Origin of the sequence: Guptibacillus algicola (assembly GCF_020171805.1) — a bacterium.
Taxonomy (GTDB): domain Bacteria; phylum Bacillota; class Bacilli; order Bacillales; family Guptibacillaceae; genus Guptibacillus; species Guptibacillus algicola.
The window spans coordinates 126715-145941 of the sequence record NZ_JAIVAF010000003.1 but is presented as its reverse complement, the minus strand read 5'-3'; the positions used below and the strand labels follow the sequence as shown (position 1 = coordinate 145941).

Below are 19227 nucleotides of genomic sequence, written 5' to 3'. Positions count from 1 at the left end.
ATTAATCAATATTTTTCAAATAAATCATGTAACTCTATAAATTTTTTGTACAATTCTTTTTTCAATTGTTGGTTTAAATTAGATTCCCTTAAAGTAATAATAAGATTTCGAGCTTCTTCCGATTCTTCTAATTCATCTATACAAATTTGTGGTACCTTATTATAAGCTTCAAAAATTTCTATTTCGTCTATTTTCAATTCTTTAGACAATTCCCTAATAACAATATTGGTCGCAGGTTTAATTCCTCGTTCAATTTCTGAAACATAATTCCCCGATATATTTATTTTTTCTCCAAGTCCTCTGACCGATAAGTTTTTTTTCTCTCTTGCTTCTCTTATCAATCTACCTGCCTTAATATTATATTTACTTTGCTGACTTCTTTCATCCATTGACATCGTATTTTTTTTTTGTCCTACTTCCATTTTGAACTCTCCTTAAATTCAACATTGAACCTAATTTAACACTTGCAAACTACTGTTTCAACTTCTTTAGTATCAGAATGTATTCCCCTATATATTTGAAGAAATTAGCATCGATTTTCATCATACATTTTAATTAATTTTTCTATAGTAATGTTGTGACCATAAAGAGATAATTCCTTTTCTTTCACTTTGAATAATTTATTTATAATAACGTCACGTTCACTTTTATTTGCATGATGAATTCTCCTATGACAGTTTGGACAAAGAGCTACTATGTTTCCAGGTACATCTAAACTCCATTTAAACACTTCTTGTATTTGAAGCGGAATTAAATGATGTGCTTCAACAAAATTTTCACCTGTAATATCAGATGTAAATGTTGTATGACTCGGGTTGTTTTCACATTGGTAAGAAGAGTTATGAATTGCCTCCCTTGAAATTGAAGAGTCCCTCCTCCAATAATATCCTTCAAGTCTTCTCTCTTTATTTGGAATTATTTGTGGAACTCTTGGAGTCTTAGCAGGTGATGCTAGTTGCACATCTGATTGAAATTGAGTATCTTCTATTTCATGGATATTGAGCAAATAATCAATAAAGTGTGCAGTGTCTTTCCACCCCATAACAATTTTTAGTTGTTGATAAATTTTAATCAGTTCTCTAAGGTCCTCAACCATATTTTGGCTCTCTGGTAGGCTCGAGAATGAGTAATACTTTCCACATATGTGCGCCGCCATATAATTTTTCGCATTATTTGTAGAAGATCCTAGCTCAATATCAGTTAGAGGAAACTTTTTATCAGAGTAGTAGATAATTTCTCTTATTTTGCTAGCTGTTTCTTTCATTTTCCCCCTGGGTTTATTACCCTTATATTTTGTTTGAATATATGTTGTCCCTTGGTTTAAAGACAAATAAAATCCTTTCATGTCTTTTCTGAAAAGATAGACTATGTAAAATCCTTTAGTAGCAGTAGAAGTAATTGAGCGATCAAATATTCCTATCCAAGGTGTTTCAGTCCAATTACCTTGCCCAACTGAACTTTGAACCTTATAATTCCTTTTATGTAATGAAAGTTTATTACTTATTACGATAGGTATTTCATTTATTATAAACTTTGCTATTTTATTCTCAGTAGGTTTAAACGGCAATACTAATTGTTTATTATAATTCAATAATATTCTTTCGAATTCTAATTTCAAAATAAACTTCCCCTTTAAAGAGACATTAAAAAATTCCTAGCTATATCAATCTCGAAGTATAATATTATTTTTGTGCTATTATTACAGGAATCCAAATCTTACAAATTAGCTAACTTACTATTTTTTGATCTTCTACCTTTTTTAAGCACTAAGATTTCCTTGTCTTCAATCTATAGTTGATTTGATGGTATGAATAAAAAGAAGCAGTGGACTTTTATTAGTCTCACTGCTATATAACATTTAAATTACAAATATATTCCAAATATCTTGCTTAAAACAGTTTTCAGCTCAATCACAGGTAGAAAATTCGTATTTCTACCTAATCCAGCAACCTCATGGGTTACTCCGTAATAAAAATTCTCTGACTGATCAACTCCCTTTAACACAATACCTTCTAACTCAACAAATTCATTCAACTTTTCGTATTCAACACTCCAACAAACTAAAATATCTATATCCTGCAATCGTTTCTTAACCTCTTTTAAATCCCTGAATATACCTCGTAAAAATGTTTTATATTCGATAACAACTTCGCGGTCAATATCTGGATGCCTAACTTTTACACTATCAGAGATACCTAGCGGATCGTTGGGTAACAGTATTTCATCCGGAAAGTTAGTTTTATAATCATATAAACCATCATATACATCGAAACCTGAAATTACTTTTGGAAAATAGCCTGGCAATAGTCCTCTACTTATTAATTCAGTAAATAATGTAATAACTTCCTGTTCATTATCTACAGGAAAGTATTGATGCACTAGATCAAGATTAAATTTTTGTTTACTCTCAAGTTTATTTCTTAAATTTCTCTTTGCGTCATAACCATCAGTATTGACGCGTGTATCTACACCAAGAACGTACTCTCTATAATCAACAAATCGTTTTTCTTTTAATATCTTTTTTACTACTTTTACAATTTGACCTGCTCTATATTCAGTGATACCTTTTCTCCCACTATCTAATTCATTCTTAATGTCTTTACTTTCATCAATAACATCCACTATAACTGTGAAAGGAAGATAACTACCATGACTAAGGGGGTCCAAACATATACCTGTTGGTAATCCATCAATTGACAACCAAATACCATTATTGACAGATAAATTTTCAAATTTATCGTCATTTGAAAACTTATCATTATAAGTCGATAAATGACCTTTACTAGTCTCAGCTATGTAAATATTAACATTAAGAGGGTTTACCGTACCTATGCTAATATTATTATAAGTGCCATCAATAAGCATTGCTTTTCTTGCTACTCTTCTAGCAGATTGGTCTAAATGTTCAGTCATCTCAACAAATGTATTGTATTCATCTATATTATAAAAATTTCCTGAAGGATACATTTTTTTTAGTAACTCTCTAGTTGTTAAATGACCTGAATCAATTACAACTTCTTTCCCATTAACTTCTACATGAATACTAAATAAATCCAACTCTTTATTAAAAATATTATCTACTATACCAATCGCAGATTTAGTTCTTAGAATATACTCCAACATTGGCTCGGATGTTGCATGGTAAAAGGCTGAATTAATATTTTTCTCCAGTGTTTCGTTTGGAAAATCACTTGGGAAACGAATGGTAATTTTAGTACCACTCTCTTCATTGGTATCCTCTTCTTTTATACTGTTTTTTTCTTCTTCAGAAAGCGGAAGTTCACCATTTTCAAAAATAACCTTGTATAAATCTTTGTATGTTCTAGATGCTTTTTTACCGTTATGAATGCTTTCGATTTTCAAGTAATTTGTTTGGAATGATACGAAAGTAAAGCCATAACCCATAAAACCATACTTTCCTCTTCCCTCTTTTCTCTTTATCGATTCACCCATTACTAAAATACTAGATATATCTGAGTGTTTAATTCCAATACCATTGTCCTTAATATAGATCTCTCTATTTTCAGTGTTAAATGATAACGTTATCTTACCATTACTAATATTTTCATAACCATATTTATCAATAATTGCGTCTAAAGCATTTTGTAATAATTCTGTATATATGTCCCATGAAGACCTATAACTCATAATCGTTCTTCTAACATTAGCTCTAATTTGTTCCAATGCAATAGTTGAAAACTTATTTCTTAATTCACCCAGATTTGCCACTAAAAATCCCCCTTATTTATTTTTGGTTATTATTATAATTCAAACTAGTAACAATAAACGACGCTTTTCTACTAACCTTAATACATTAGACATTTTTAGATTATAATACTACTTGGTTATAAGTCATTTGGATTTTTACAGAAACTGAATTTAAAAAGCAATACTCCTGCTCATCGATAAGAATACAATGAGCTATACTATTTCTAATAGGAATTATCTTATATAAACTATCACATAAACTACCTAAATCGTCCTTTAATTCAGGAATTAACAAAATAAAACTTATCATTTCATGGAAGTACATTTGATGAATATCTTTTTTCGTTAAATTATTTTTATATTTTTTTCTTATAAAAAAAATCCAATTTCCACCATAAGTGTTAGATAATTTATGATTTATTATCTTTCTCAAAGTGTTTTCTATGATAAAAAGATGACCATAACTTGACTTCATTAAATTTAAACTACTTTTTTCTTCAAATTCTTCTTTATTCATTTTGAACCCCTTAACTATCTGTGAATTCAAGATACAATGACATTTCATTATATAAATTGCCTACAAATTTAATAAATTGTAATCATCAAACTTCTTAAGTGTTAAGGAGCAGTAACCCCCTGTTTATTCCTAAAATCATAAAGGTATTTTGGGTTATTATACCATTACTTGTATAAATAGGCTTCTGTATATAAAGAAACTGTAGAAAATTTTATCGCGCCTCATTTTCTAATTCTGCTAGTTGGTATCGTCTTTTGATTGACACAGGGAAATGTACACCGTCCCAACAATGATCTAACAAACAAAAAGGGCATGGAAAGAATCATAGTAATTCCTTTGCAACCATCTGGGAAGGAATATAACCTGTCCCTCTGTCCTTCCGACATAGGAATAACAACTTTTTCACTCCTCTACTGTTTCTCTTTCGTGAGCACTTATTGTAAATATTTTGATTTAAGCTTATGATAAAAAGAAGCTGTTAAATTTCATTAAATTAAAGTCAGATAAGGAGTAATGTTGGGGGAATGGGAGAAAAAAAACGTGTTACTCTGGAAAATATGTTAAAAGGGCTCGTTGTGTTTCAAAAAATTTGGTTGACATTTATTATTTCGTTAATTGTTATAAGTCTTTTCGTTCTTTTTTTACTAAGTTTTATTTTTCAAAAGGATATCACTCTAACTATTATGAATGGTTGGGTAAGTTTAATTTTAGGTCTAGTAGCTACAACTCTAAGTATCATCTCGACTATTGTTAGTTTTTACAATTTAGAAAGAACAAACGAAATTAACGAAGAAAATATAAAAACAATGCTTTCTTTATTTAATACTAATAAAGAAACTGTAGCCTCTTTGGAAATTTTAAAAAAGGATTTAGAAAAATTTGCAGACGATATTCCTAAGAGGACAGCAAAGGAAATCGAGGGATCACTACAAAATAATCCAAGATTTGATGAAGATGAACTACCTTTTTAATATACTAGTAGGGTGATAATTGTGAATAAATTAAATGTAACTATGTTATTTTGTGAGGAATATAATAAGAAGACCGATTCATTAGTAAACTTATTCGACACAATTTCAATAACCAATAAGGACAGAGTCAACTTTGATTTAGTAGTATTTGTTAATCTTTATTCTCCGATAAATAAAAATCTTGTGTTAATGGCTGAACGTGGGGGTAAACGTGCTATTGTGAAACTCTTTAATTTTCATAAAAGTGATGAGACCCCTGAAACTTTCACTAGAATCACTAAAATAAAAAATGTCCGGTTTAATAATGAAGGGGATTATGTTTTTTCAATCTATTCTATCTCAAGCTCTGAAGATCTATCTGAAACTGATCCTGATTATATTATAAAAAACGGGTCACTTGAATCTAAATCAATACTACGTATGAGATAGCACCCTATAAGGTGCTATTTTACATTCTGAAGTAATACATTTGCAAAATATACCTTCTATAATTTAAATAATAGAAGGGAGGAATTCAATGACAAAAGCCCAATTGAAAACCGTTTTAAAAACTTTAGTAATAACAATTTGGAAAAAGTAAGCATTGGTAAACCAATATCTTTATAGTCTTAGCAAAGATGATGTCTTAAGCTTTAATATTGAAAAGCATGTACCCATCTTGTGAAAGATTATAATACGGAATGTATTGGCCACCTATTTTACACCTAGAGACGCATAAAACCCTGTAATTTACCCCTTTCACCTAACGAACACTATAATCACCCTTCATATCCACATGAATTGTCCCATCTTGCTGCACCTCGGCATAAAACACATTTGCATGACAAGGAACTCCTGCTTCCTCCATTTGTTCTGTTAACCATTCCTCATCCAAATTCAACATCACCAGGTTCTTATAGTTAATTACCCCATCTGAGATGACCTCCGTTGCGATTGGGAACTGTTTTGGTTTACTGGAAACATTCATATCGTTTCTCGTTACGCACTGATGAGGATCGGTTTTCATAACAGACAGCTTTCCATTCGTTTCAAATATAGCAAGATCAACCTCTGATAATTGGAAGACATTTTTTTCTCTTAGAAGCGTTCGCAGCGTATCAATGTCCAAACGGGTTTTACGAAGAGAATGTTCCAGAATTTTGCCTTCTCGTACGACTATAATTGGCTCCCCCGTCGTCACTTGACGCGCCCATTTGAATTTAATATCAATAAATCCAATCAGTATTGGAATTGCAAGCCAAGCTACAAGCACGATTACTCCCTGTAATAAACTTAATTCCTTATTGACCACGATATCCGCAGCTAGAGATCCAATTGCTACGGATGACACCCAATTAAAGAACGTCATCTGACTGATTTCTTTCCTGCCGGCTATTCTCGCGAGCGCAAATAGAACAACGAAGGTAATCGCTAATCGAAGTAATAGTTCTGACATACTCATCGTAAAACACCCTTCTATCGTGAACCGTCCACACAATGGATGGATTGCATAGCCTCTATGTGTACTATCTGCTATATCCTTGAAGACTATTCAAGCAGAGCCTGTGGTCAAGGCCTTTGAATTTTAATAACGAATATAAAAAGTAAATTTGCTAAATTATGCGGAAATAAACCTTTATGTTACGATCGAACATATAATTGATCAATAATAGTAAAGAGCATTCATACCATGTAAGTTACATATACTATCGTTTAAAAAGCATTCTTTCCTCTGCCACCTTATTAAAAGCTGCCAACTACGAAAGGAGCCTACCCATGTACAACATGTATCACTCAAAGACGACGACTTGGAAATCATACCTCTTTTTAGTTATAGCTTTGTTAACAACGCTTGCGATGTTCCTAATCGATCCGATCTCAAACGCATCTGGTGAATCAACTGCTATCAACGTCATGATCTTTATCCTAATTGGTTGTGCAATTTCTATCCTTTTAGCTTTCGTTGTTTTTAGGTCAGGTGATGAGAAAAAAGGACTTGCGAGCATCGCTCTTCTCCTCACGATCTTCAACGTCTCGGTCACGCTTTACTTCATTTGGATTGGGATTAGCGCAGCATAACCCGTGTAGTTTTCCCTCCCTTCGCTTGAAGACTGTCTTCTATGCAAATCACCCTTCTCTCCATCCGTAACGAAAGATATCACTTCCAAAACATATGATGTAAAAAAGCCGTGTTTTGGAAGGAGTGGCACACATGCTCGAACAGTTTGTGGATCGCCTCCCTATCATGCCAGTGATTCAGCCCTCTACGATTAAGAATCAGATTCCCTTTTACGAAGTGACAATGAAAGAAAGCATGCAGAAGCTTCATCGTGATTTGCCTCCGACGCGGGTTTGGGGCTATAACGGTGTGTTTCCTGGACCGACGTTTCATGTGTTTCGAAATCAGCCGGTACATGTGCTGTGGAAAAGCGAGCTTCCAGAGAAGCATTTTCTTCCTATTGATACGACGGTTCATGGGGCGGATCATGGCGCACCTGAAGTTCGTACCGTCGTGCACCTTCATGGTGGGGTGACGCCTGAAACGAGTGATGGGTATCCTGAAGCGTGGTTTACGCCTGGGTTTCAGCGGGTTGGGAAGTATTTTACACATCCTGTTTATGAGTATCCGAACGGTCAGGCTGCGACGAACCTTTGGTATCATGATCATGCGATGGGGATTACTCGCTTGAACATCTATGCGGGGCTTGCTGGTATGTATATCGTTCATGATAAGGAAGAGCTGTCACTGCCGTTACCAAAGGGGGAGTATGATATCCCGCTCGTGATTCAGGATCGGTCTTTTCAAGATGATGGATCATTGTACTACCCATCTGAACCGAAACCTCCTGTTGAAGGTGTTGATCCATCTGTACTACCTGACTTTTTTGGGAAAACGAATCTTGTAAATGGGATGGTGTGGCCATACTTTGAAGTCGAGCCTCGGAAATATCGGTTTCGGATTTTGAACGGGGCGAACGCGAGGTTTTATGTGTTGTCACTTTCGTACGGTCTGCCGTTTATTCAAATCGGTACAGACCAGGGTTTGTTGAAACACCCTGTCGCGGTTCGGAACTTGTTGCTTGCGCCAGCTGAGCGTGCGGATGTGGTGATCGATTTTAGTTCTTCTGCTGGTGAAGAACTCGTGATGACGAATGACGCTGCTTCCCCTTTTCCACAAGGCAAGTTACCGAATCCGAAAACAACGGGTGTCGTCATGCAGTTTCGTGTAAAGGACCACCTCTCTTCTCCTGACCATAGTCGTGTTCCGAATTATTTATCAACCTACCATGTGATGAGTGAGCAGCAATCGAATAATGAGAGAAACCTCAGCCTTGGGATGAGACCGGATCAATATGGACGTGAGATCCACCTATTAAACAATAACCTTTGGTCCGATCCGATTACAGAGAAGCCTGAATTAGGTGATGTGGAGATCTGGAGTCTCGTGAACGTTTCGAATGCAACGCACCCGATTCACCTCCATCTCGTGAAGTTCCAAATACTTGATCGCCAGCCTTTTGATCGTGATGTGTATGAAAAAGAAGGACGAATCGAAACGACAGGTCCTCGGGTGAAGCCAGCTCTTAACGAGCAAGGTTGGAAAGATACGGTGAGAGCGAATCCGAAAGAAATTACCCGAATCATCATGACGTTCACCCCATATGCTGGTTTGTTCGTCTGGCACTGTCATATTTTAGAGCATGAAGATTATGAGATGATGCGACCGTATGAAGTGGTTGTGAAGGGTCCCTGATCGGTGCCTGTCACCACCCGAATGAGCTCGAACTTACTTGGATTCTGTCGAATTAATAATCCATAAGCCACTATGTCATCCTTCGGCCGAAAGCTATAATGAGGTAGATACAGTATAGCTATAGGAAATCAAAGTAGAAATTAGGGATGAATTAGATGGTCGCATATATTGTGCAAGCATTAATGGATTTACAATATGTCTTACCAGTTTTCGGTCCACTCTTTTTTATTGCTGTTGTTCTTGTCTTAAGAAGACAAAGAACGAAAGATTCAAAGAACCATCGTTTACTAACCGAAATTGCTGCGTTAGTCATTTCATTCATTTACATTATGGGTATTCTTTCTATTACAAGACTTGCGGTCATCCCATACACCATCATCGAAAGGGTTTCAGAAAACAGATCCATCATCATACAACCTGGTGACATACAAATAATCCCCTTTGACTCGATCACTCATATCCTTAACTTCTATGGAATAAGTACAGTCATTGTAGGGAACCTTTTTCTTCTGTTTCCACTGGGACTATTACTACCATGGTGGTTCAGTAATCTTAATGGTTTAAGAATAAGCATTATCATACTACTTTCGTCACTCGTGATTGAAATCTCTCAGACTATATTTGGCGTAGGAATCGGCAACATCGATGACCTCATTCTTAATACACTAGGCGGCATAATAGGATACGCTTTGTATCATGTGACACTCAAATATGCGGTACCTGTCACCACCCGAATGAGCTCATGAAATGTCGAAAAAAACTGATTGACTATTCCATCAAAACCGCATATGATTATCTTACAGTTATCGAGTAAAAACTGTGCTCACAAGGAGCTTATAACACTCCAAAGGGGAGTAGCTTACAGTTATGTCGACATTACGTGATGATACATCACCGGCTTAACTGGCAACAGAAATGTTGTTTGCGAGACCTTTGCCAATTTTGGTAAAGGGATAGATACGTACATCCAAACCTTTACCACATTTGTTGGTGAAGGTTTTTTATTTGGTCAAAATATGAAAAGGGAGAATGTAAAATGGATTTAGCGCTAGTAATGGAGTACGGATGGGTATTGCTTATCCTGATTGGTTTGGAAGGGATTTTGGCAGCAGATAACGCGCTTGTGATCGCAACGATGGTGAAGCACCTTCCTGAAAACAAGCGTAAAAAAGCCTTATTCTACGGACTCGCTGGTGCTTTTGTTTTCCGTTTTGGTTCACTATTCATCATTTCCTACCTTGTTCACATCTGGCAAGTGCAGGCGATTGGAGCACTCTACTTATTCGGAGTTGCTGCGTATCACCTTCTGAAGAAGCATGTTTTAAAACCAAAGCTCGTGAAGATGGAAAAGAAGTCAAAGGGATCTGGCTTCTGGGTAACGGTTATCAAAGTTGAGCTTGCGGACATCGCGTTCGCAATTGATGCGATCCTTGCAGCTGTTGCTTTAGCTGTGACGCTATCCCCTACAACCCTTCCTGAAATCGGTGGGTTAGATGGAGGTCACTTCGCGATTATCCTTACTGGTGGAATCATCGGTCTTGTGATCATGAGATTTGCCGCTGGTTACTTTGTTGGACTTCTTGATAAGAGACCTGGACTTGAAACAGCAGCATACCTAATCGTTGCTTGGGTTGGGGTAAAATTAGCGGTTTACACACTAGCGCACCCTGAACTTGCGATTTTATCAGAGAGCTTTCCTAAGAGCGCAACGTGGAAAATCATCTTCTGGACAGTTCTTCTCTCCATCGGTGTAGGTGGTTGGTTGATGTCTAAAGAAAAACAAGTTCAATCGAACGAAACTGTAAATGTTGGTTAATAAAGAGAAACTGCTTATCAACGTCCACAAAAAACACGCTCGGATTTTAGATCGAGCGTGTTTTCTACATTTCGATGGTTACTATTTTTTCTTAAAGTAAAACCCAATTCCATTTTCCTGCGGAACGAATCCTTCTACAATTGAAGAACTTTCTACCATAGTTTGTTCTTCTGCGGTAATAACAGTGGCGATGTCAATAGGAACTCTTTTTTCATGTGAATTTTGCTCTTCAACTGTTACAACTCTAGTTTGATCCCCCATACTAGTTTCTCCTTTTACTATTCCATCTGATATACCAATTGACAACGTAATGACTCCTACAATACCTAGAACTAACCCTAATCTTTTCCTCACTACTATCCCTCCACCATGTTAGCAAATTCTTTCTATCTACTTGTCTCACCATAAGTTTTAAGTAATAACTAAATCAATAGCTTCCCTCAAACTGCTTTGCTAAGCACAAGGTCCTTCCTCCGATACACACTAAGCACGAGCCCAAACACGACGGAATTCACTAGCGTTTGCGATAATCCGTAACTAATAAACGGTAACGATAGTGATACGATCGGAACGAGACCGAATATCATCCCGACCGAATAAAGAAACTGTACAGAGAATAAAGCAAGTCCTCCTATAACGAGCATCTGTCCAAATTGATCCCTGATGGCCATCGTCATGAAGATCATCCTAACCATCAACATCGTCAGCACGATAAAAACAACCATCCCAGTAAGCCATCCGAAATGATAGGTTAAGCTAACGAAAACAAAATCCGTATGACCAGAAGGAATGAAGAGCTCTTTGCTATTCTGACCAAACCAGCCTGCATCAGCGATCACATCCTTTAGATGCAAGTACATGTAGCCGCTTGTATCTGGAAATTCCTTTGGATTCATGTACCCTATGAATCTCTCCTTTTGGTAATAATCTAGAGTACTCCACATGAGCAATACACCAGAGACCACCGAAACGAGTCCACCTGTTGTGAGTACAGCTACCTTCCTTTTGCTTAGATCGCTAAACCAGAGCATAACAAAGATCGTTACACCAAAGATGAAAAGGGACGTGGCGTCTTGGACCCTAAGAAAAAGGAAAGCTGGAATAACGAGCAACAGAAGCATTTTCCATATGGTGGTCTTTTTTGAGAGGAGAAAACATGAAAATGCTAAATAAAACAAAAGGATTATTTCAGAACCTTGAATGGCAATTGAGCCGATTGTAAGGATAGGTTTTCCATTCACATATGTTGTTGGAGTAATGATTGGAAGTAGTAATCCAAGTAGTCCACCCCCATAGAAAGCCCACTTCCATTTTAGGATTTTTCTATAGTCAAAGAACATGACCGCCACCACGATAATGACACCGATGAAGGTATAAGCGAATTTCGCCCTCGGAAAGTAACTCGTGTCCATATTCCAAAACAACAAGGGAAGAAAACTAATCCCGATTGTAGCTGCGAGCAGTCCGATCAGCCACCAGTCCGTTTTCGGTCGATGGATTTTATTGAGACGCTGACCAATCTGTTCTGGGTTACCCATCTGTTCAACAGCTAGACGTTCAGCTTCTTCTTCCCCGTATCCTTTCCCAATCAAGCGTTTCTTCTCACTCTCCACATGGTGCTCGAGTTCGACCGTCACCAGTTCTCTCGCTTCATGTGATTTCATATGCCCGACAACTTCATTTAAAAAGTCCCTTGATTTCATCAGTCGCTTACCTCTTTGAACTTCCTTAGACGTGAAACATCCTTGCTTTTCTCAAGCTTCTCTACCACCCGCTTACCTTTCTTCGTGATGTGATAGAGTTTGATGGATTCTTCAATCCATCTGACGCTAAGATACTGCTTTTGTTCGAGCGTATGCAGCATGGTGTAAAGCAATCCTTCATTGTCTTCGAACTTCTCGATCCCTCTTCCACGGAGCTGTTTCGCTACATCATAGCCTGACTTTTCTTCAGAAAGTAACTGCAGAATTGCTACAAGAATCGCATCCTCATCTTCTTCCTCCTGACGAATTCTCTTATGAACGTCTAGCCTATGATTTTCTGTAAATTCCAATTCACGAAAAGACGTATTCGTCATCGACTTTTTCAGATTCTTTAATCGGTTCTCCATCACAGCTCTCCTCCTAACTTAGCTCGAAGCTGTTCCTTTGCTTTCCTCAATCTCGTTTTCACGGTATTGATCTTCTGACCCGTCACGCCGCTGATCTCTTTCATCGGCATTTCTTCAAAATAGAACAGATAAATCACTTCACGGTATTTCAGAGGTAGTCCCATCACGGCGTCAACAAGTTCACCGTCTGCCTCCTGTTGAATGAGAAACTCCTCGACGTCCTCATTTGAGCTCACTATGTTGATCTGTTCTTCTGCCGGAATCACCTTTCGTTTGTACCAGCTCTTCAAATAATCCTTACAGTGATTGATCGCGATTCTCCACACCCATGTTTTCAGTTTTGAATTTCTCTTGTATGTATGAAGGTTCTTATAACATTTCACAAAAATCTCTTGCGTTAAGTCCTCTGCGATGGATGGATCTTTCACATAGGAGTAAACGAGGTGAAGCACATCCTGCCCATACACTCTCATGATTTCATCGATCGCAATCTCTTTATCTTCTACTATGCATATCTCTTCAACGTACTCTTCCACTTTTCACCCTCCCATACATTAGACGAAGCAGCCGTTTGAAAGTTTTATAAAAACGTAAAAAAGACAATTCCCTCTAAGAAAATTGCCTTCTCCAATGTTATCGTCGTTTCTGTCGTCTTACTAAATAGCTGACGATTAAGATTAATAAAATGATCAGCCAAGCCAAAAAGAACGGTAGTGTATCTCGAACCTACGTGACGACTTTATGTAAGATCCAGGCTGCTGTTATGTAAAGCACAAAAAAGATACTCACGACCCTAATGATTCTAATAATGTTCATTTTCTATGAACCTAATCTTTCTTACTGTGCTTAGCTTCTAATCCAACCCTTTTGATTTCCTCCGTCTGTTCCATGATGTTGTTATTGATCTTTCGTAACGCATCATAGATCGCAAAAATTCCTGCAATGATCAAAATGATAAACAATGTACCCATGTGTATGCCACTTCCAATCGTTTGTCTTTTTCTGACACGTTTGCCATTATTCCAGAATTTATTGGAAATCTCAAATTAAATTTCTACAATAGAAAAAGACGACGAGTTTTTCGCCGTCTTCGTTGAATATGTACTAGCCCAGGGGTCAGGCACGTGCCTGGCCCCTCCTGTTATTCACTTCACAATCAACACCGGACAATTCGCCAGCTTCGCCACCTTATGACTCACACTCCCGAGCACAAACTCCTGCAAACCGTTCAGTCCTCGGCTCCCAATAATAACGATGTCGAACTCATTCTCGTTCGCGTACTTCACGATCACTGGACCAGGTTCTCCGCGTAGTACTTTTAGTTCGTACGTAACGCCTGCTTCTTTCGCAATGCGTTCTACTTCACTGACCTGATCTTTCCTCGAGTCGTTTACGTCGACTGAATTCCAATGTGTAAGCACATCGCTTTTCGCTCGGTCTGCATCGACAACGTACACGACCTCGAGCTTTGATCCTTGTGAACATTTTGCGATATTCACCGCATTTTCTGCAGCCCGCTTAGAGTGCTCTGATCCATCCGTTGCAAGTAAGATCTTCTGATACATAGTGGTTGCCCCCCATCAATGTGATCCCAGCTTATTTGCTAACTTCCCTACTAATTCGGTACTGTCCTCATTTAACCCTGTTACGATCACTTTTTTTCCAGTTGATCTAAATTTCGAGACGATCTTCTCCACAGCTACGACAGCAGAGTCATCCCATATATGTGAACGACCTAAATTGATCTCAACTTCCTCAACATCAGCATCATAGTCAAATTGATCGAGAAGTTCTGTAACAGATGCAAAGAAAAGCTCTCCATGTAACGAATAAAGAACCTTTCCGGCTTTTATTTCTTCCACAACACGGACACGCGATATTTTCGAAACGAAGAAAATGGAGCTTAAGATAATTCCTGCAAATACGCCGATAGCTAGATTGTGTGTCAGTACGACCGTGATGACCGTAATGACCATGACCGCAGCATCCGTTCGGGGTACTAGATGAATCGTCCGAATCGAATTCCAATCGAACGTACTGATCGCGACCATGATCATGACCCCTGCTAGTGCAGCCATCGGAATTTGAACGACGATATCACCTACGACCACGATTAGAAACATGAGAAAAATACCTGCGACAAACGTAGAAAGTCTTCCTCTTCCCCCAGATTTTATATTGATGATCGATTGTCCAATCATCGCACAGCCTGCCATTCCACCGAAGAATCCAGTAATGACGTTCGCGATCCCTTGCCCTCTGCTTTCTATATTTTTATCGCTAGTGGTTTCAGTCGAATCATCCACGATCGAAGCAGTAAGGAGAGATTCCAACAATCCAACGATCGCAAGTGCGATGGAATACGGAAAAATGATGACGAGCGTTTCGAACGAGAGTGGGATGTCTGGAATGAGAAAGATCGGAAGGGTTTGTGAAATAGCTCCCATATCCCCAACCGCTCGAATATCGAAATTCATCGAGATCGTGACGATCGTTACAAACACGATCGCAACGAGTGTTGAAGGGACAGCGTTCGTCACATATGGAAACAAATAGATGAGTGCTAACGTGACACCAACAAGGACATACATGATCCACGACTCATCTACGAAATGTTCGAGCTGAGACGTGAAGATGAGAATGGCTAACGCGTTTACGAACCCGACCATCACGGACCTCGGGATGAACTTCGTATAGCGGGCTAACTTAAACAGTCCGAAAATGACTTGAATGATACCGGTTAAGATCGATGCTGCTAATAAGTATTGAAGACCATGTTCAGCAACAAGCTCGATAAATAGTAGTGCCATCGCACCTGTCGCAGCAGAAATCATCCCTGGTCTCCCACCTACAAATGAAATAGTGACTGCAATCGTAAACGATGCGTATAACCCAACCATCGGATCGACGCCTGCGATGATCGAAAACGCAATCGCTTCAGGAATGAGTGCTAGCGCAACCACCAGCCCAGATAAAATATCACCTTTCACATTACCAAACCATGAATCCCGATAGGTGGATGTATTCAAACAAATCCCTCCCTTCATAGCTCCTGTTAGTATGCGTTAAATGATAGGAGTCATACTCATGGTGCCTGTCACCACCCGGTAATGCTCGAATGCTGTCGACAAATACTTTTCTATTACATTCGAATACTTGAAACCATTCTGACGTACAATCGTATCTGTACATAACAACATAGAAAGCATCACCTGCTTCCTATGTGAAGCGCAGAAATTTGCTACTTATCGAATGAGAAAACACCATGACAAAAGGGAGAAATTCAGAAAACAGGGGGAAGGAAAATGCAAGCGATTACGAATTGGGCGTTTCGAAACAAAGCGGCGATGGGGTTGTTCATTGTGATTACGATGCTTGTTGGGACAGTGAGCTATTTCATGTTACCGATGGAGTTTTTACCTGAGGCGGATAACCCTCAAGTAACGGTCGTCACGTTTGGGCAAGGCTATGACGCTGGATCGATGACGGATTCTGTCACGGAGCCTATTGAGCAAGCGGTCGCTTCGATCGAAGGAAAGACGAGTGTGTTATCCACCACAGGAGAAGGATACTCACAGATCATCATCAACTTTGATTCAAGTACGGTGATGAAAGAGGCGAAGACCAATGTAGGAGATGCGATTGCTTCGCTCTCTCTACCTGAAGGGGTTTCAGAGCCACAAGTGTCTCAGCTGAACACGTCGATGATTCCAGTTGGGCAAGTAGCCGTCACGTTTGATGACGGGTTGACGAAAGAAAACACTGAGCTTGTAAAAGATGAGCTTCGACCGATGTTTGAGAATACCGACGTGATTTCTCAAGCAAGCGTGATGGGTGAAAACACATCTCGCGTTCAGATTAACCTCAATAATGACAAAATGAAGGAACTCGGTATACCAGTGAATGCTGTCATGGGTGTCCTTCAAGGACAAAGCGTGTCAGCAGCCGCTGGAACGAGTACGATCGATGGTCAACGAAGCACGATCACTGTTACGGATGATCTTGATTCGCTAGAAGGCATCGAGAACCTGACGCTTCCACTTCAAATCCCTGATGCGCCTGAAGTGAAGCTTGGGGATGTTGCGTCTGTCGAGAAAGTGAAATCCGACAGCATGGTGACGCGCGTTAACGGAAAAGAAGCACTCGCGGTGATTCTGTTTAAGGAAACCGATGCAAGTGCGGTAACGGCTGGTAACCAGGTCGTTGATACGGTTGAAGAAATCAACAGTAAGTATGGTGGTGTTGAAGCGCAGACGCTTTTTACAACGGGGGATATGGTGAAGAGCTCCGTTAACAGCATGGTGCGTGAAGTTGGACTCGGTGCCCTGTTTGCGACGCTCGTGATCCTGCTCTTTTTACGAAAATTGAAGCCAACGATCGTAACAGCGATCTCGATTCCGCTCTCACTCGGGATTACGCTACTTCTTCTCTGGCTGTCAGGAGTAACGCTTAACATCCTGACGCTCGGTGGAATCGCTGTAGCCGTCGGGCGACTCGTCGATGACAGTATCGTTGTCGTCGAAAACATCTTTAGAAAAAGTCAGAACGAACGGTTGTCGAAAGCAACAGTAATCGACGCAACAAAGGAAGTATCACGGGCGATCACGTCCTCCACCCTGATCACCGTTGCGGTATTTCTACCGATGGGACTCGTGAATGGATCGCTAAAAGCTTTCCTTCTTCCATTCGCGCTTACAGTATCATACTCATTACTCGCATCGCTTCTTGTAGCCTTAACGGTTGTGCCTGTACTGAGCCGAGCGATGTTGAAGAACACCACTCTGCCACCACACCGAAGACCAGAAGGATACTTGCGCGTATTGAAATGGTCACTGAACCATAAGTTCGTACCGATTCTCGTCGCAGTCGTCGTCCTCTTCGGTTCGATCGGTCTATATGTTGGCATGCCGAAAGCGGCAACTGGCGCGAGCGACGCCTCCATCGTAGTCGTAGATATGGTTTTCCCGAGCGATACGCCAGAGGATGAAATCAAAGAACGGATGCTGTCGTTCGAAGAAAAACTAACAGGATTCGAAGGCTATGAGCATTTCATCACGCAGTATGGCTCGAGTACGGAAGCCGCTCAGTACGGAGAGGTGAGCGACCCTGATACGGTCATGTACACCTTCATCATGGAAGAGGGAGCTGATGCGGAAGCCTTCATCGATGACGTGAATGAAGCGAAGAAAGATGAAAAGAACGTCGAGATCGAAGCCTACCCGACCTCTATGTTCGGCGGCTCTTCCAACTCTTCCATCACATATGATGTGGTTGGAAATGATACGAAAGACATACTGAACACATCTGAGACGCTCATGGAAAAGATCGAAGGCGTTGACGGCGTTCAGAAAGTATCGAGCAACCAGGATAAAACAACACCTGTGTATACGGTTGAGATCGATACAGAAAAAGCGAATACCCAACAGGCAGCGATGCAGATTAGAAGCCTTCTTAATCCACAGCCAATCGGAACGGTAACACTCGATGAGCAGAGTACACCTGTCTTCCTAAACGCTGGGGTAACACCGGGTACACTCTCAGACCTAGAAGACTTAACGATCGCGACAAATACAGGCGTCTTACCACTTTCTGACGTTGCGTCGATTACGCAAGACGAAAAGCCAAGTACCGTTCTTCATAAAAATGGCGACCTATACGCGAGAGTTACCGCAGAAGTAACGCCTGAAGAGCTTTCTGTCGTTTCAAAAGATATCCAAGAGATTATTACTGATCTCGATCTGCCTGAGGGAATGAGCATCGATACCGGAGGAGCATCCGCACAGCAAGCAAGTGACTTCCAGGACCTTGGCCTGACGATGCTTGCATCGATTCTTATCGTGTACTTGGTCATGGTGCTGACGTTTAAAACACTTCGCGCACCGCTCGCGATTCTCATCACCCTGCCACTCGCATCAATCGGTGCCGTACTTGGACTTCTTATTTCTGGAGTACCAGCTGACGCAACCGCCTTAATCGGAGCACTGATGCTGATCGGAATCGTCGTGACGAATGCGATCGTACTGATCGACCGCGTGAAACAAAATGAAGAAACGATGACGATCCGTGACGCGATTATCGAAGCATGTGGAACGCGCCTTCGCCCGGTCATCATGACGGCGATCGCAACGATCTGTGCGATGATCCCGCTTCTCTTCGGTCACGCAGGAGAAGGCAGCCTCGTCTCTCAATCACTCGCAGTCGTTGTCATTGGTGGGCTTACGGTTGCAACTGCATTGACGCTTGTCATCGTACCTGTTTTCTATGAATTGCTGTACTTCAGGAAGTCGAAGAAGCAGCGAATACAGATCGATGTGAAGGAAGAAAAGAGTGCAAATGCATAAAAGAAGAGCCTGGACGTGGCGAATGCCGCTC

At 39.8% G+C, this 19227-nt stretch carries 19 protein-coding genes; 7 read left to right on the top strand and 12 right to left on the bottom strand.

Annotated features, from left to right (window positions below; all coding sequences use genetic code 11):
• Positions 1 to 5: 5 nt before the first annotated feature.
• The 4 genes from LCM09_RS08170 to LCM09_RS08155 form a co-directional block, all read right to left on the bottom strand.
• The gene (locus tag LCM09_RS08170; RefSeq protein ID WP_224880491.1) at positions 6 to 422 is read right to left on the bottom strand and encodes a helix-turn-helix domain-containing protein; all 417 of its coding nucleotides are present in this window, start codon (positions 420 to 422) and stop codon (positions 6 to 8) included.
• A gap of 104 nt (positions 423 to 526) precedes the next feature.
• Positions 527 to 1618 carry a DUF3578 domain-containing protein gene (locus tag LCM09_RS08165; RefSeq protein ID WP_224880490.1) on the bottom strand — a complete coding sequence of 364 codons (1092 nt, stop codon included), beginning with the start codon at positions 1616 to 1618 and terminating at the stop codon, positions 527 to 529.
• A 245-nt stretch (positions 1619 to 1863) separates the two neighbouring features.
• Positions 1864 to 3729, bottom strand: a complete 1866-nt coding sequence (locus tag LCM09_RS08160; protein ID WP_224880487.1) for an ATP-binding protein — start codon at positions 3727 to 3729, stop codon at positions 1864 to 1866.
• 100 nt (positions 3730 to 3829) lie between these two features.
• The gene (locus tag LCM09_RS08155) at positions 3830 to 4225 is read right to left on the bottom strand and encodes a hypothetical protein (protein WP_224880485.1); all 396 of its coding nucleotides are present in this window, start codon (positions 4223 to 4225) and stop codon (positions 3830 to 3832) included.
• 524 nt (positions 4226 to 4749) lie between these two features.
• Between LCM09_RS08155 and LCM09_RS08150 the strand changes: the two genes are divergently transcribed.
• Together LCM09_RS08150 and LCM09_RS08145 are read left to right on the top strand one after the other, a co-directional pair.
• Complete coding sequence (locus tag LCM09_RS08150; RefSeq protein WP_224880483.1) at positions 4750 to 5196, top strand: hypothetical protein; 447 nt, start codon at positions 4750 to 4752, stop codon at positions 5194 to 5196.
• A gap of 21 nt (positions 5197 to 5217) precedes the next feature.
• Positions 5218 to 5625: a hypothetical protein gene (locus LCM09_RS08145; RefSeq protein ID WP_224880481.1), complete on the top strand. Its 408-nt coding sequence runs from the start codon at positions 5218 to 5220 to the stop codon at positions 5623 to 5625.
• A 313-nt stretch (positions 5626 to 5938) separates the two neighbouring features.
• Here LCM09_RS08145 and LCM09_RS08140 read toward each other — a convergent pair whose 3' ends face one another.
• Positions 5939 to 6637 (bottom strand): DUF421 domain-containing protein, encoded by a 699-nt coding sequence (locus tag LCM09_RS08140; RefSeq protein ID WP_224880479.1) that lies wholly within the window; start codon positions 6635 to 6637, stop codon positions 5939 to 5941.
• A 314-nt stretch (positions 6638 to 6951) separates the two neighbouring features.
• Here LCM09_RS08140 and LCM09_RS08135 point away from each other — a divergent pair, with 314 nt between their 5' ends.
• The 4 genes from LCM09_RS08135 (at position 6952) to LCM09_RS08120 (ending at position 10745) form a co-directional block, all read left to right on the top strand.
• Positions 6952 to 7254 carry a hypothetical protein gene (locus tag LCM09_RS08135; RefSeq protein ID WP_224880477.1) on the top strand — a complete coding sequence of 101 codons (303 nt, stop codon included), beginning with the start codon at positions 6952 to 6954 and terminating at the stop codon, positions 7252 to 7254.
• Positions 7255 to 7387: 133 nt separating this feature from the next.
• Complete coding sequence (locus tag LCM09_RS08130; protein ID WP_224880475.1) at positions 7388 to 8929, top strand: multicopper oxidase family protein; 1542 nt, start codon at positions 7388 to 7390, stop codon at positions 8927 to 8929.
• 182 nt (positions 8930 to 9111) lie between these two features.
• Positions 9112 to 9675 carry a VanZ family protein gene (locus LCM09_RS08125; protein WP_224880473.1) on the top strand — a complete coding sequence of 188 codons (564 nt, stop codon included), beginning with the start codon at positions 9112 to 9114 and terminating at the stop codon, positions 9673 to 9675.
• 290 nt (positions 9676 to 9965) lie between these two features.
• On the top strand, positions 9966 to 10745 hold the full coding sequence (locus LCM09_RS08120) for a TerC family protein (RefSeq protein WP_224880471.1): 780 nt from the start codon (positions 9966 to 9968) through the stop codon (positions 10743 to 10745).
• Between the two features lie 81 nt (positions 10746 to 10826).
• On the opposite strand, the gene LCM09_RS08115 is transcribed toward LCM09_RS08120, so the two are convergent.
• From LCM09_RS08115 to LCM09_RS08085, 7 genes are all read right to left on the bottom strand, one after another.
• Positions 10827 to 11099, bottom strand: coding sequence for a hypothetical protein (locus LCM09_RS08115; RefSeq protein ID WP_224880469.1), 273 nt, complete (start codon positions 11097 to 11099; stop codon positions 10827 to 10829).
• Between the two features lie 86 nt (positions 11100 to 11185).
• Positions 11186 to 12448 carry an FtsW/RodA/SpoVE family cell cycle protein gene (locus tag LCM09_RS08110; protein WP_224880467.1) on the bottom strand — a complete coding sequence of 421 codons (1263 nt, stop codon included), beginning with the start codon at positions 12446 to 12448 and terminating at the stop codon, positions 11186 to 11188.
• Positions 12448 to 12855: a PadR family transcriptional regulator gene (locus LCM09_RS08105; protein ID WP_224880465.1), complete on the bottom strand. Its 408-nt coding sequence runs from the start codon at positions 12853 to 12855 to the stop codon at positions 12448 to 12450. Before LCM09_RS08105 ends, LCM09_RS08110 begins: the two co-directional genes overlap by 1 nt.
• On the bottom strand, positions 12855 to 13391 hold the full coding sequence (locus tag LCM09_RS08100; RefSeq protein ID WP_224880463.1) for a sigma-70 family RNA polymerase sigma factor: 537 nt from the start codon (positions 13389 to 13391) through the stop codon (positions 12855 to 12857). The genes LCM09_RS08105 and LCM09_RS08100 overlap by 1 nt, the downstream gene beginning before the upstream one ends.
• Positions 13392 to 13682: 291 nt before the next feature.
• The gene (locus tag LCM09_RS08095) at positions 13683 to 13826 is read right to left on the bottom strand and encodes a hypothetical protein (protein WP_224880461.1); all 144 of its coding nucleotides are present in this window, start codon (positions 13824 to 13826) and stop codon (positions 13683 to 13685) included.
• Positions 13827 to 14000: 174 nt separating this feature from the next.
• Complete coding sequence (locus tag LCM09_RS08090) at positions 14001 to 14420, bottom strand: universal stress protein (protein ID WP_224880459.1); 420 nt, start codon at positions 14418 to 14420, stop codon at positions 14001 to 14003.
• A gap of 15 nt (positions 14421 to 14435) precedes the next feature.
• Complete coding sequence (locus tag LCM09_RS08085) at positions 14436 to 15884, bottom strand: SulP family inorganic anion transporter (protein ID WP_404800801.1); 1449 nt, start codon at positions 15882 to 15884, stop codon at positions 14436 to 14438.
• Between the two features lie 276 nt (positions 15885 to 16160).
• Here LCM09_RS08085 and LCM09_RS08080 point away from each other — a divergent pair, with 276 nt between their 5' ends.
• The gene (locus tag LCM09_RS08080) at positions 16161 to 19196 is read left to right on the top strand and encodes an efflux RND transporter permease subunit (RefSeq protein WP_224880456.1); all 3036 of its coding nucleotides are present in this window, start codon (positions 16161 to 16163) and stop codon (positions 19194 to 19196) included.
• Positions 19197 to 19227 lie beyond the last annotated feature (31 nt).

Coding starts and splice junctions, on each gene's coding strand:
- LCM09_RS08090 (WP_224880459.1), bottom strand. CDS start 14,420: ATGTATCAGAAGATCTTACTTGCAACGGATGGATCAGAGCACTCTAAG.
- LCM09_RS08150 (WP_224880483.1), top strand. CDS start 4,750: ATGGGAGAAAAAAAACGTGTTACTCTGGAAAATATGTTAAAAGGGCTC.
- LCM09_RS08155 (WP_224880485.1), bottom strand. CDS start 4,225: ATGAATAAAGAAGAATTTGAAGAAAAAAGTAGTTTAAATTTAATGAAG.
- LCM09_RS08135 (WP_224880477.1), top strand. CDS start 6,952: ATGTACAACATGTATCACTCAAAGACGACGACTTGGAAATCATACCTC.
- LCM09_RS08095 (WP_224880461.1), bottom strand. CDS start 13,826: ATGGGTACATTGTTTATCATTTTGATCATTGCAGGAATTTTTGCGATC.
- LCM09_RS08080 (WP_224880456.1), top strand. CDS start 16,161: ATGCAAGCGATTACGAATTGGGCGTTTCGAAACAAAGCGGCGATGGGG.
- LCM09_RS08120 (WP_224880471.1), top strand. CDS start 9,966: ATGGATTTAGCGCTAGTAATGGAGTACGGATGGGTATTGCTTATCCTG.
- LCM09_RS08110 (WP_224880467.1), bottom strand. CDS start 12,448: ATGAAATCAAGGGACTTTTTAAATGAAGTTGTCGGGCATATGAAATCA.
- LCM09_RS08105 (WP_224880465.1), bottom strand. CDS start 12,855: ATGGAGAACCGATTAAAGAATCTGAAAAAGTCGATGACGAATACGTCT.
- LCM09_RS08140 (WP_224880479.1), bottom strand. CDS start 6,637: ATGAGTATGTCAGAACTATTACTTCGATTAGCGATTACCTTCGTTGTT.
- LCM09_RS08130 (WP_224880475.1), top strand. CDS start 7,388: ATGCTCGAACAGTTTGTGGATCGCCTCCCTATCATGCCAGTGATTCAG.
- LCM09_RS08125 (WP_224880473.1), top strand. CDS start 9,112: ATGGATTTACAATATGTCTTACCAGTTTTCGGTCCACTCTTTTTTATT.
- LCM09_RS08170 (WP_224880491.1), bottom strand. CDS start 422: ATGGAAGTAGGACAAAAAAAAAATACGATGTCAATGGATGAAAGAAGT.